This window comes from Pseudomonas sp. TH39(2020) (genome assembly GCF_016650715.1).
GTDB classification, from domain to species: Bacteria; Pseudomonadota; Gammaproteobacteria; order Pseudomonadales; family Pseudomonadaceae; genus Aquipseudomonas; species Aquipseudomonas mandelii_C.
On sequence record NZ_JAEKFF010000007.1, the window covers coordinates 1,204,603 to 1,217,485 of the forward strand.

At 51.5% G+C, this 12,883-nt stretch carries 12 protein-coding genes; all 12 read left to right on the forward strand.

Going from position 1 to position 12,883, the window contains the following annotated elements:
* Positions 1-28: 28 nt before the first annotated feature.
* The 12 genes from JFU47_RS25960 (at position 29) to wbpD (ending at position 12,880) form a co-directional block, all read left to right on the forward strand.
* Complete coding sequence (locus tag JFU47_RS25960) at positions 29-2,236, forward strand: bifunctional prephenate dehydrogenase/3-phosphoshikimate 1-carboxyvinyltransferase (RefSeq protein WP_242485179.1); 2,208 nt, start codon at positions 29-31, stop codon at positions 2,234-2,236.
* Positions 2,233-2,922 carry a (d)CMP kinase gene (gene cmk, locus JFU47_RS25965; RefSeq protein ID WP_008148720.1) on the forward strand — a complete coding sequence of 230 codons (690 nt, stop codon included), beginning with the start codon at positions 2,233-2,235 and terminating at the stop codon, positions 2,920-2,922. The genes JFU47_RS25960 and cmk overlap by 4 nt, the downstream gene beginning before the upstream one ends.
* A 120-nt stretch (positions 2,923-3,042) precedes the next feature.
* Entirely contained in the window at positions 3,043-4,737 is a 1,695-nt protein-coding gene (rpsA, locus tag JFU47_RS25970; protein ID WP_140681797.1) for a 30S ribosomal protein S1, read from the forward strand.
* Positions 4,738-4,955: 218 nt separating this feature from the next.
* The gene (locus tag JFU47_RS25975) at positions 4,956-5,234 is read left to right on the forward strand and encodes a hypothetical protein (RefSeq protein ID WP_201186655.1); all 279 of its coding nucleotides are present in this window, start codon (positions 4,956-4,958) and stop codon (positions 5,232-5,234) included.
* 143 nt (positions 5,235-5,377) lie between these two features.
* On the forward strand, positions 5,378-5,674 hold the full coding sequence (gene ihfB, locus JFU47_RS25980) for an integration host factor subunit beta (RefSeq protein ID WP_201186657.1): 297 nt from the start codon (positions 5,378-5,380) through the stop codon (positions 5,672-5,674).
* A gap of 19 nt (positions 5,675-5,693) precedes the next feature.
* Positions 5,694-5,933: a lipopolysaccharide assembly protein LapA domain-containing protein gene (locus tag JFU47_RS25985; RefSeq protein WP_201186658.1), complete on the forward strand. Its 240-nt coding sequence runs from the start codon at positions 5,694-5,696 to the stop codon at positions 5,931-5,933.
* 50 nt (positions 5,934-5,983) lie between these two features.
* Entirely contained in the window at positions 5,984-7,030 is a 1,047-nt protein-coding gene (locus JFU47_RS25990) for an LPS O-antigen chain length determinant protein WzzB (protein ID WP_201186659.1), read from the forward strand.
* A 202-nt stretch (positions 7,031-7,232) separates the two neighbouring features.
* A complete protein-coding gene (locus JFU47_RS25995) occupies positions 7,233-8,621 on the forward strand; it encodes a Wzz/FepE/Etk N-terminal domain-containing protein (protein ID WP_201186661.1) in 1,389 nt (462 codons plus the stop codon).
* 361 nt (positions 8,622-8,982) lie between these two features.
* Entirely contained in the window at positions 8,983-9,624 is a 642-nt protein-coding gene (rfaH, locus tag JFU47_RS26000; RefSeq protein ID WP_342215395.1) for a transcription/translation regulatory transformer protein RfaH, read from the forward strand.
* A 201-nt stretch (positions 9,625-9,825) separates the two neighbouring features.
* Positions 9,826-11,127, forward strand: a complete 1,302-nt coding sequence (gene wbpA, locus JFU47_RS26005) for a UDP-N-acetyl-D-glucosamine 6-dehydrogenase (RefSeq protein ID WP_242485181.1) — start codon at positions 9,826-9,828, stop codon at positions 11,125-11,127.
* Between the two features lie 51 nt (positions 11,128-11,178).
* Positions 11,179-12,123 carry a UDP-N-acetyl-2-amino-2-deoxy-D-glucuronate oxidase gene (gene wbpB, locus JFU47_RS26010; RefSeq protein WP_201186669.1) on the forward strand — a complete coding sequence of 315 codons (945 nt, stop codon included), beginning with the start codon at positions 11,179-11,181 and terminating at the stop codon, positions 12,121-12,123.
* Positions 12,124-12,298: 175 nt separating this feature from the next.
* Positions 12,299-12,880, forward strand: a complete 582-nt coding sequence (gene wbpD / locus JFU47_RS26015; RefSeq protein ID WP_201186678.1) for a UDP-2-acetamido-3-amino-2,3-dideoxy-D-glucuronate N-acetyltransferase — start codon at positions 12,299-12,301, stop codon at positions 12,878-12,880.
* The last annotated feature ends 3 nt before the right edge of the window (positions 12,881-12,883 follow it).

Genomic DNA, 12,883 nt, shown 5'->3' on the forward strand with positions numbered 1-12,883 from the left:
TGTCACTGCACTGCAATCTGCTGAACCTATGATCGGTCGCCTGGTGGTGGTCGGTCTGGGGTTGATCGGCGGTTCGTTTGCCAAAGGTTTGCGTGAAAGCGGTCTGTGCCGCGAAGTGGTCGGGGTCGATCTCGATCCGCAGTCGCGCAAACTGGCGGTTGAGTTGGGTGTGGTGGATCGCTGCGAAGAAGACCTGGCCGTTGCTTGCCAGGGCGCCGACGTGATTCAGCTGGCCGTGCCGATCCTTGCCATGGAAAAAATGCTCGGCCAATTGGCCGGCATGGACCTGGGGCAAGCGATTCTGACCGACGTCGGTAGCGCCAAAGGCAATGTGGTGCGGGCGGCAACCGAAGCGTTTGGCGGCATGCCGGCGCGCTTCGTGCCGGGGCATCCGATTGCCGGTTCCGAGCAGAGCGGGGTGGAAGCCTCTAACTCAGAGCTGTTCCGTCGCCATAAAGTGATTCTGACGCCGCTGGATCAGACTGATCCGGCAGCCCTGGCAGTGGTCGACCGGTTGTGGCGCGAATTGGGCGCCGATGTCGAGCACATGCAGGTCGAGCGTCACGACGAAGTGTTGGCGGCGACCAGCCATTTGCCGCACTTGTTGGCGTTCGGTTTGGTCGATTCGTTGGCCAAGCGCAATGAAAACCTTGAGATCTTCCGTTACGCTGCGGGCGGTTTCCGTGATTTCACAAGAATTGCGGGTAGCGACCCGGTCATGTGGCACGACATCTTCCTCGCCAACCGCGAAGCTGTCCTGCGCACACTCGATACATTTCGCAGCGACCTCGACGCCTTGCGCGACGCGGTCGATGCAGGGGATGGGCACCAATTGTTGGGCGTGTTCACTCGCGCCCGGGTTGCCCGCGAACATTTCAGTAAAATCCTGGCCCGCCGGGCTTATGTGGACGCTATGAATTCCAACGACCTGATTTTCCTGGCACAACCTGGTGGCCGCCTGACTGGGCGGATTCGTGTACCGGGCGACAAATCGATTTCCCACCGTTCGATCATGCTCGGCTCCCTGGCTGAAGGCGTCACCGAAGTGGAAGGTTTCCTCGAGGGTGAAGACGCCCTGGCAACCTTGCAAGCTTTCCGCGACATGGGCGTCGTGATCGAAGGTCCGCACCATGGTCGCGTGACCATTCACGGCGTCGGCCTGAATGGTCTGAAGCCTGCGCCGGGCCCGATCTATCTGGGCAACTCTGGCACTTCGATGCGTCTGCTGTCTGGCTTGTTGGCTGCGCAGAACTTCGACAGCACGCTGACGGGCGATGCTTCGCTGTCCAAGCGTCCGATGAATCGCGTGGCCAATCCGCTGCGTGAAATGGGCGCTGTGATCGAGACCGCTGCTGAAGGCCGTCCGCCGATGATCATTCGCGGCGGCAACAAGCTCAAAGGCCTGACTTACACTATGCCGATGGCCAGTGCTCAGGTTAAATCCTGCCTGCTGCTGGCGGGTTTGTATGCCGAAGGCAAGACCACCGTCACCGAGCCGGCTCCAACCCGCGACCACACCGAGCGCATGCTGCGTGGCTTCGGCTATCCGGTCACCGTCAACGGTGCGACCGCATCGGTCGAATCCGGCCACAAGTTGACCGCGACCCACATTGAAGTGCCGGGCGACATCTCGTCTTCCGCGTTCTTCCTGGTGGCCGCGTCGATCGCCGAAGGTTCGGAGCTGGTGCTTGAGCACGTCGGCATCAACCCGACCCGTACCGGTGTGATCGATATTCTGCGTCTGATGGGCGCTGACATTACCTTGGAAAACCAGCGTGAAGTCGGCGGTGAGCCAGTTGCGGATCTGCGCGTACGAGCAGCTAAACTCAAAGGTATCGAGATTCCCGAAGCGCTGGTTCCGCTGGCCATCGACGAATTCCCGGTGCTGTTCGTGGCCGCTGCCTGTGCCGAAGGGCGCACCATCCTGCGTGGCGCCGAAGAGTTGCGGGTTAAAGAGTCGGACCGGATTCAGGTCATGGCGGATGGCTTGCTGGCGCTGGGTGTCAAATGCGAGCCGACCCCGGACGGCATCATCATCGACGGCGGCCAGATCGGCGGCGGCGAAGTGCACGGACACGGCGATCACCGGATCGCCATGGCCTTCAGCGTGGCTTCGCTGCGCGCCACCGCGCCGATCCGCATTCATGATTGCGCCAACGTCGCGACGTCGTTCCCGAACTTCCTCGCGCTGTGCGCGCAGGTCGGTATCCGTGTTGCACAAGAGGCTCAGTCGTGATTATCAAGCCACCGGTCATCACCATCGACGGGCCTAGCGGTTCGGGCAAAGGCACTATTGCCGGGATTCTGGCCAAGCGCTTGGGCTGGTGCCTGCTGGATTCCGGTGCGCTGTACCGTCTGCTGGCATTCGCCGCGCGTAATCATGGCGTCGATCTGACCAATGAAGAGTCACTGAAGCTGCTGGCCGCTCATCTGGACGTGCAATTCGTCGGTGCGACCGAAGGTCATCCGCAGCGGATCATTCTTGAAGGTGACGATGTCACTGATGATTTGCGCAACGAACAAGTTGGCGCCTGGGCTTCCCAGGTCGCTGCGCTGCCGGCGGTGCGTGATGCGCTGCTCCAGCGCCAGCGGGCGTTTCAGGAGGCTCCGGGTCTGGTGGCCGATGGTCGCGACATGGGCACCGTGGTTTTCCCGGATGCACCGCTGAAGATATTCCTCACTGCCAGTGCCGAGGAGCGTGCGCGCCGTCGATACTTGCAGTTGAAGGGCAAAGTCGATGGTGTTAGTCTGTCGAGTCTGCTAGATGAGATACGTGTCCGCGATGAGCGTGACACCCAGCGAGCGGTAGCCCCGCTCAAGCCGGCGGCTGACGCCATACAGCTGGATTCCACGGAATTATCCATCGATCAGGTGCTGGAACGCATCATGAGCGAGATCGCCATTCGCGATATCGCCGGGTGACTAAGAAACTCCGTAGGGGACCAGTCATAGTCTTGCGGTGTTTCTTCTAATGAACATAACCCACGTCGTCTGGGACGTGGAGATGGGCGTATCCTTCGCCCTTATTCAACAGGAATTAAAATGAGCGAAAGCTTTGCGGAACTCTTTGAAGAAAGCCTAAAAACCCTGAACCTTCAGGCAGGCTCCATCATCACCGGTGTTATCGTTGATATCGATTACCAAGCTCGCTGGGTAACCGTTCACGCTGGCCTGAAGTCTGAAGCACTCATCCCGCTTGAGCAGTTCTACAACGATGCTGGCGAACTGACTATCAACGTCGGTGACGAAGTTCACGTTGCTCTGGACTCGGTTGAAGACGGCTTTGGTGAAACCAAGCTGTCCCGTGAAAAAGCCAAGCGCGCTGAATGCTGGATTGTTCTGGAAGCAGCCTTCGCAGCCGAAGAAGTGGTCAAGGGCGTTATCAACGGTAAGGTTAAAGGCGGCTTCACTGTCGACGTTAACGGCATCCGTGCGTTCCTGCCAGGTTCTCTGGTTGACGTCCGTCCTGTGCGCGACACCACGCACCTGGAAGGCAAAGAGCTGGAATTCAAGGTCATCAAGCTTGACCAGAAACGCAACAACGTTGTCGTTTCCCGTCGTAGCGTCCTCGAAGCCGAGAACTCCGCTGAGCGTGAAGCTCTGCTGGAATCCCTGCAGGAAGGCCAACAAGTCAAAGGTATCGTCAAAAACCTCACCGATTACGGCGCATTCGTCGATCTGGGTGGCGTCGATGGCCTGCTGCACATTACCGACATGGCTTGGAAGCGTATCAAGCATCCTTCCGAAATCGTCAACGTTGGCGACGAGATCGATGTCAAGGTTCTGAAGTACGATCGCGAACGCAATCGTGTTTCCCTGGGCCTCAAGCAACTGGGCGAAGATCCATGGGTTGCTATCAAAGCCCGTTACCCAGAAAGCACTCGCGTTACCGCTCGTGTAACCAACCTGACCGACTACGGCTGCTTCGCTGAGCTGGAAGAAGGCGTTGAAGGCCTGGTACACGTTTCCGAAATGGACTGGACCAACAAGAACATCCACCCTTCGAAAGTCGTACAAGTCGGCGACGAAGTGGAAGTTATGGTTCTGGACATCGACGAAGAGCGTCGTCGTATCTCCCTCGGCATCAAGCAGTGCAAATCTAACCCATGGGAAGATTTCTCTGGCCAGTTCAACAAGGGCGATAAAATCTCCGGCACCATCAAGTCGATCACCGATTTCGGTATCTTCATTGGTCTGGACGGCGGCATCGACGGTCTGGTTCACCTGTCCGACATCTCCTGGAACGAAGTGGGCGAAGAAGCCGTTCGCCGCTTCAAGAAGGGCGACGAGCTGGACACCGTTATCCTGTCGGTTGACCCAGAGCGCGAGCGTATCTCCCTGGGTATCAAGCAACTGGAAAGCGATCCGTTCTCCGAGTACGTTCAAGAGAACGACAAAGGCGCAATCGTTAAAGGCATCGTGAAAGAAGTTGACGCTAAAGGCGCCATCATCACTCTGGCCGACGATATCGAAGCGACTCTGAAAGCCTCCGAAATCAGCCGTGACCGCGTTGAAGACGCGCGCAACGTTCTGAAAGAAGGCGAAGAAGTAGAAGCCAAGATCATCAGCGTTGACCGCAAGAGCCGTGTAATCCAGCTCTCCATCAAGTCGAAAGACGTTGAAGAAGAGAAAGAAGCGATCCAAAGCCTGCGCGACAAGCCAGCTTCGGACACCGCTGCTCCTGGTCCTACCACTCTGGGCGACCTGTTGCGTGCACAAATGGAAAAACAGAACTAAGTTCTGTCAGACCATAGAAAAAGGGCGACTTCGGTCGCCCTTTTTTGTGCCTGTGATTTGATGATTTTGATGGTTTCGCGGCGCTGTGATTGTTTGCCGTGAAACCAATCCTTCCGACAAGTTGTCTCTTTCTTTAATAGGATCAATCGTTTATTTACAGCTAGTCTTTAGCTTGCAGCGAGCGACCGTCGGGCGGCGTGTCCGGCCTAGGGAAGTGAATGAACAAGCTCATTGTCGCAATGGCAATATTGACATTGGCGGGTTGTGGCACGAACGCTAAGACCCATGCGGTGCGTGGAGTCAATGGCGTAGAAGTAGATTGTTCGGGATTGGGTTCTGGATGGGAGAAGTGTCGTAAGCGTGCGGACAAAGAGTGTAAGGCGGCGGGATATAAGGTTATCGCAAGGTCCGATGATGTGAAGGATGAGGATGAATTCCCTTTTGGGTTTAATCCTGCGGGATACCTGACGCGCACCATGCTGGTTATCTGTCGATAAGGCTGTTCGGTGTCGAAGTTTGCTGAAATCGGGAAGGGCATTGCTGGTAAATATATGTGAAACCCTGGGCTGTTCAAATTCCTCCGGGCATGCTAAAACCTTTGAAGCGCTTTTCCTAGCTGCTTGAAAAAGAAGGGAAAAATATGACGAAGTCGGAGTTGATCGAACGAATTGTCACCCATCAAGGGCTGCTCTCATCCAAGGATGTGGAGCTGGCCATCAAGACCATGCTTGAACAAATGTCCCAATGTCTGGCGACTGGTGATCGTATCGAGATCCGTGGTTTTGGCAGTTTTTCACTGCACTATCGCGCGCCCCGTGTGGGACGCAACCCGAAGACCGGTCAGTCGGTTAGCCTGGATGGCAAGTTTGTGCCGCATTTCAAACCGGGGAAAGAGCTTAGGGATCGGGTGAATGAGGAAGAAGAAGGTGAGAATTGAGTAATTCAAGGAGCTGCCAGTGAGAAAGTTAAATCACGTGTTGTTACTACTCCTGGCGCTTCTACTTGCCCTGCTGACTGCCATTTTCGTGCTGGAAAATCAGCAATCTGTCAGTATCAATTTTTACGGCTTTTCCAGCCTCGGGCTCCCTTTGTCGGCTTGCTTAATAATTGCGGTGCTCCTTGGAATGGTCATTGGGCCGTTAATGCGCCTGGCTTTTGGTTTTCGACGCAAGACTAATGTTAAGCGGAAAATTTAATTAGTGGTTGTCGTTGTAATTTTTACAATAAGATGGGTCGGTTAAAGTATATGCGAGAGAATAATTCAGGCAATCAAGGTTTAGGCGAAGTAGATTTAGCCGACTTGTTGAAAGGGATTTGGGCGCAGCGATGGTTGGTTTTTGCTGTGGCTGTGGTGATTACGGTGATGGCAGGAGCTTTTGCTTTTTTAAGTACGCCTGTTTATGAGGCTCGAGCTTTTATATTGCCGCCGACCCAGAATGATATTGAAGATTTTAATTATGGTCGAACGCCTGAATCAGGTTTGCCTCCTTATTCGGTAAAGGATGTTTATGCTGTATTCATTCGCAATCTTCACTCAGAGTCTTTAAGAAATCGATTCTTTAATGAGGTTTATCTACCTTCATTAAGTGATGATGCACGTCGGGGTTCTCAGGATTATTTGTATCGTAAGTTCACGGCAGCTTTAACGATTGCTCAGCCTAGTAAAGATTTTTCTGATCGGTTCACAGTTGTGGCTCTTAATAATCAGCCGGCTCAGGCGGCTGACTGGTTGAATCTCTATATTGATCAGGCCAGTGAAGCAGCAAAAAAAGAGCTTATCAAAAACTTCTCCAAAGAAATCAAAGTTCGTATTCGTAATAATGAAGCCCAAATAGCAATGTTGCGCGAAAATGCGGCGAATGTAAGAAGGGATACGGTTCGCCAGTTGCTCGAGGCTGAAAAGATTGCCGGGGCTATCGGTCTGGAAAAACACCAGATTGTTTCTGGAGGTGTCACGGGAGAAATGTCCGGTTCAGGCGATTCGCGGCTGATTTATTTGCGTGGGACCAAGGCGTTGGAAGCAGAAGTCAAAAATCTCCAAACGCGGGAATCGGACGATGCATTTATTGCCAATTTACGTAAGCTTCAGGGGTTGAATGAATTCTATAAGACGCTGGGAGTCAAGGGAGAAGATGTAGCTGTGTATCGACTTGATGGTGTAATCCAGCCGCCTGACTCTCCAATTAAACCTAAAAAGGCGCTGACTCTCCTGCTCGGTATGGTAGTTGGGTTGGGCTTGGGGTTGGTTTTCGGCTTGATGCGTCATTTCTGGACTGTGCGTAAGCCAGAATAGGCTGCGCTTTGACGATCAGATAAAGGGGGGCACTGATAGTCAAGACTTGTAATCTTTTGTGTTAGTGGCAGAATGCCTACCGCCACGCGGCTTGTCTTTTTGTCCACATGCTTGATTCACTGTAATCGAGTTCGAGGCGATGAGTAAAAGCGGCGTACTCTTGTCACTAGGTTGCCGGAATCTGGCATGGAAGCGATAAAAGATGAGCAGTATAAATCATGTGCAATTACCAATTTCTCGTGGTGATGTTGATCTGCGTACCATTCTAGGAATTATAGGTCAGCAAAGAAAATTCATCGCTGCAGTGACTGCTTTAGTAGTGCTGGCTGCCTTGGTCTACTGCTTTCTGGCTCCGGCCCAGTACCAAGTTAGTAGCGTATTGCGCCCGGCGGCAATAAATGAACTTGACGCGTTAAATCGTTCAGAAATTTACAAGCTCCCACCTAATGAGGCCTTGTCCAAGGTCGGCGCTTCACTAGAGTCCTACGAGACGCGTCTGGGGTTCTTTCGTGCCAACCAATCATTGTTTCAGCGGTTTGAACGAACAGGACATTCTTTAGAGCAGAGCTTTGAAGAGTTCAATCGTAACTCAATAAGTTTAAAACTTCCTGATCCTAAAAAAGCGGGTCCGCTTAGCAGCTACATTGCGTTGGAGTTGAAGTATCCCGCTGGTGTTGATGGGGTCGCTATACTTAACGGTTTTGTTGATTATGCTATTGCCGTAGAGCGAGAAGAGGTAGCGGCCGACCTAAAGGTCATTGTCAAGAACCGCCTCAATGAACTGAAGGGTAAAATTGACTCGGCGCGTTCTAATTATGAGACCGAAAAGACGGCAAAGATTGCATCACTGCTTGAGGCTGATGGTTTAAAACGCGCTCAGTTGCAGGATGAGCTTAAAGGCTTACGCCAGCAGTTAAAAACTGAGCGCAATGACCGTATGGCTCAATTGAGTGAGGCTATCAGTATTGCTGATTCATTGGGTATCAAGAAACCTACTACGCCTTCCGCATTAGCTGATGGTGAGCGTACCGGTTCAGCTAGTGTCATGCGAACCGAAGTTAATAATCAGCAAATCCCCCTGTACTTTATGGGGGTAGAAGCATTGGAGGCAGAGCGGAAAGCTTTGCAGCACCGCACATCAGATGACTTTACAGTGACGCGCGTTGCGCAAATAGCCAAAGAACTAATGCTGCTTCAAGAAAATCGCCAAGTTGAGATTCTGTCTCAGCGGAAAAACGAGGACATATTCTTGAACAATGTTCAGCCTCTACGCGCAGAAATGGCACGATTAAGTAACCTGAACATCGACATCAGTCGAATAAAATTAGTCACTGTTGACCGCCAGGCATTAGCTCCAATCGCTCCCGTCGAGCCTAGAAAGGGCGTGATAATTGTACTTTCAATCCTCCTTGGTTTCGCGTTGGGTTTGATCTTGTCATTCATTCGTCATCTGGCCGGCGCTCGCCGATCCCTCGTATTGGGATCAACGACGATGTTCTATGAGTCTGAGTTAAATGAGGGTTCGCTGGGCGTGGATGTAAAAAGCTTGAAGGCTGCTGACACTCCTGATACCACACTTAGGGCTCAGTAATTCGAGCCCCACGTGGGTAGCGGAAAGCCTCTTCTGAAAGGCGTCGCGTCACGTGGTGTGTTGCGGTTCGGTGTTTAGGTGGCCTTGAACTCGGGGTGATGCCGAAAATTCGCGACATCTGTGCGGCGCATATCCCCGCAGGCAGCACACCCATCCACAGTCTGTTATTGACAGGTAAACGCATTTTTGTAGCGAAAATCCAATAGCTTACTGACGAAAATGATCCTGCGGGAAATGTGATGACGGCTAACGGATTATGCTCCGGTGGTCGTATAATCGACTGCTGGTAAGCCAATCCACGTGGCTGCAGGCATAATGGGCGTTTTTCCGATTGTGGGTCTCTACCCTCAAGGTTCGGGGGTTGATCGGCAAATCGAGCGCGCCATTAATCAGGCTGCTTAGTGGAAAATGCAGGCATCGTTTATCTGATGAAATGATGGGCAGGATCGTTGAAGCAAGCGTTAATGATCAGGACATGGACATGAGTATTCGCAATGCGACCGATGGATCTCATCCATCCCAGCAGGATGCGTGGTATCTGGTGCAGTGCAAATCCAGGCAGGATCAACGCGCGGAGGAAAACCTTCTGCGGCAAGGCTATGTGTGCACCCGTCCCATTTGTCGTCGCGATCTCATTGTTCGGGGGCGACGTCAGTCTGTTCGAGAGTCGCTATTTCCCGGTTATCTGTTCATCAACCTCCCGGCTAATGTCGATTGGTCCCCGTTGAGATCTACCCGCGGGGTTAGTCGGTTGGTGAGCTTCGGAGGAATGCCATTAGCCGTCTGTGCGGAGCTTGTGGCTCAATTTCAGCCGCATGCAGAATCAGTCGTGTGTCCTTCATTCATGAACGGCGACAACGTGAAGGTTCTGGAGGAAGGCTTTGCTGAGCTTGACGCTGTATTCGTTACCTTGGATGGCGAGGAGAGAGCTATCCTGCTGATCGATTTCCTCAACCGTCGACAGCAGGTAAGCCTGCCGTTGACAAAAATTTCAGCGCTTTAAAACCAGTCTGGTGCCAGATAGAGTTTTGGAGTGCTGTTGACATTGCTAAATTCGCGTTTTCAGGAAACCGACGGTAAATCCTGGGGCGGTAGCGTGTTTTTTACCATTGATGTTATGCCTCGTTTCACTCGAGACATAAACCAACAGCAACTCACTTATTGCTCAACAGTATGAGCCGGAGCCAGATTGATGTCTCAGCAAATGAAGGCCAGTGTCGCAAAGTTTAAGAATAAGGAAGCTCTGATCGGCATCGTCGGTCTTGGGTATGTTGGATTGCCGCTGATGCTGCGCTACAACGCAATCGGTTTTCGAGTGTTGGGCATTGATATTGATAAGAGTAAAGTTGCCCGGTTAAACGACGGGGAAAGTTACATTGAGCATATCCCCGGAGCGAAAATTCAGCAGGCCCGGAGCTCAGGTTTTGAAGCGACAACCGAATTCTCCCGTGCGTCCGAGTGCGATGCTCTTATTCTTTGCGTGCCGACCCCGCTGAATAAGTATCGTGAGCCGGATATGAGCTTTGTAATTAATACAACGGATGCTCTAAAGCCGTACATGAGAGCAGGGCAGATTGTATCGCTGGAGAGTACTACTTACCCAGGTACAACCGAGGAAGAGTTGCTCCCACGTGTGCAAGAGAGTGGTTTGGTAGTAGGCCATGATATATTTTTGGTGTATTCCCCAGAGCGCGAAGACCCGGGCAATCCGAATTTTGAAACGCGTACGATTCCTAAAATCATCGGTGGCGACACTGCAGCTTGTCTCGAAGTAGGTATTGCTCTCTACGAACAGGCTATTGATCAAGTGGTGCCGGTCAGCTCGACGAAAGCGGCTGAGATGACAAAACTGTTGGAAAATATCCATCGCGCTGTGAATATTGGTCTTGTAAACGAGATGAAGATCGTTGCGGATCGCATGGGCATTGATATTTTCGAGGTGGTAGACGCGGCTGCGACAAAACCTTTCGGCTTTACTGCCTACTATCCAGGGCCGGGTCTTGGTGGTCACTGTATCCCCATCGACCCCTTCTACCTGACTTGGAAAGCCCGTGAGTATGGCCTGCACACGCGGTTTATCGAGTTATCAGGTGAAGTAAACCAGGCGATGCCTGAGTATGTCCTTGGTAAGTTGATGGATGGTCTGAATGAGTCAGGCAAAGCGGTCAAAGGTAGCAAAGTTTTGGTGTTGGGCATTGCCTATAAGAAAAATGTCGATGACATGCGTGAATCGCCTTCAGTAGAAATTATGGAGTTAATTGAGGCCAAGGGCGGGTCCGTTGCATACAGCGATCCGCATGTGCTTGTCTTCCCTAAAATGCGCGAACATCATTTTGATCTTAGCAGCGAACCACTGACAGCTGAAAATCTCGCCAATTTCGATGCGGTGGTATTAGCGACGGATCACGATAAATTCGATTATGAACTTATCAAGCAGCATGCACGACTCATCGTCGACAGTCGTGGCAAGTATCGAGTGCCAGCTAAACATATTATCAAGGCTTGATTTTATTTAAGACCAATATGATAGATGGCTGACCGCCATATAAGAGGTTCAATGAAGAATTTTGCTCTGATCGGTGCCGCTGGTTACATTGCTCCACGGCACATGCGCGCAATCAAAGATACCGGGAATGTCCTGGTATCGGCTTATGACATAAATGACTCTGTGGGCATCATTGATAGTATTTCACCACAAAGTGAGTTTTTTACTCAGTTTGAACGCTTCCTTGAACATGCGCACCAATTGAAGCGTAATCCATCGACAGCACTGGATTATGTTGCCGTCTGCTCACCGAATTACCTCCATCATTCTCATATTGCAGCCGGGTTACGCCTTGGGTGCGACGTTATTTGTGAAAAACCTCTAGTACCAACACCGGCGATCTTGGATGAACTGGCGTTAGTCGAAAAGGAGACCGGCAAGCGTGTTTACAACATCCTGCAATTACGGCATCACAAAGCAATTCTTGATCTGAAAAATAAAGTTGCAAACGAAGACGCATCAAAAAAATATGATGTCGAGCTGACCTACATTACCTCCCGTGGAAATTGGTATATGGAAAGCTGGAAGGGAGACCCGCGGAAGTCTTTCGGTTTAGCGACCAATATCGGTGTGCATTTCTACGACATGCTGCACTTTATATTCGGCAAGCTGCAACGAAACGTTGTTCACTATACGTCTGAGCATAAAGCAGCTGGTTATCTGGAATATGAGAAGGCTCGCGTGCGTTGGTTTCTTTCGATTGACGCGAATGATTTGCCAGAGTCTGTAAAAGGAAAAAAACCTACTTACAGGTCGATCACCGTGGATGGTGATGAGATGGAATTTTCTGAAGGCTTCACTGACTTGCACACGGTCAGCTATCAGGAAATCTTGAGTGGTCGGGGTTACGGCATTGAGGATGCTCGTCACTGTGTTGAGACGGTGAATACCATTCGTTCGAGTGCTATCACTTCACCTAAAGACGGAGAAGGGCATCCTTTTCTTCTCAGTGTTTAGTTAAAAAATGCGCCTCGTACGAATGTCAATACAGATATCTTTGGCATTCCGAGGCGTAACCGTTATCTCGCGCTTCCCTCAAGAAAAATTTTGGGGATGTGCATAGCGATAAATCAATCCGCAATCCCCAGGGTCACTAGTTTGACCTACCCTATGAAAAAACCAGGAGTGACATGTGAATTACACGGCTCACAGCAGCGCGATAATTGATGAAGGTGCAATCATCGGTGAGAACTCTCGTGTCTGGCACTTTGTTCATGTTTGCGGTGGAGCGCGGATTGGGAAAGGAGTTTCTCTGGGGCAAAATGTTTTTGTCGGCAATAAAGTATTGATTGGGGATAATTGTAAAATACAAAATAATGTTTCAGTTTATGACAACGTGACATTGGAAGAAGGTGTATTTTGCGGCCCCAGTATGGTCTTCACCAATGTCTACAATCCGCGCTCGTTGATAGAGCGTAAAGATCAGTACCGAGATACGCTAGTAAAAAAAGGGGCGACATTAGGCGCTAATTGTACGATTGTCTGTGGAGTTAATATCGGAAAATTCGCATTTATTGGCGCCGGAGCCGTAATTAATCGTAACGTCCCCGCGTATGCGTTGATGGTTGGTGTGCCCGCCCGTCAGATTGGGTGGATGAGCGAGTATGGCGAACAACTGGAACTTCCGCTCGAAGGAGAGGGGGCAGTGAAATGCAAGCACAGCGGCGTGTCCTATGTCCTTGCTGGTAACGTTTTAACTAAAATGGATGCGTGAATA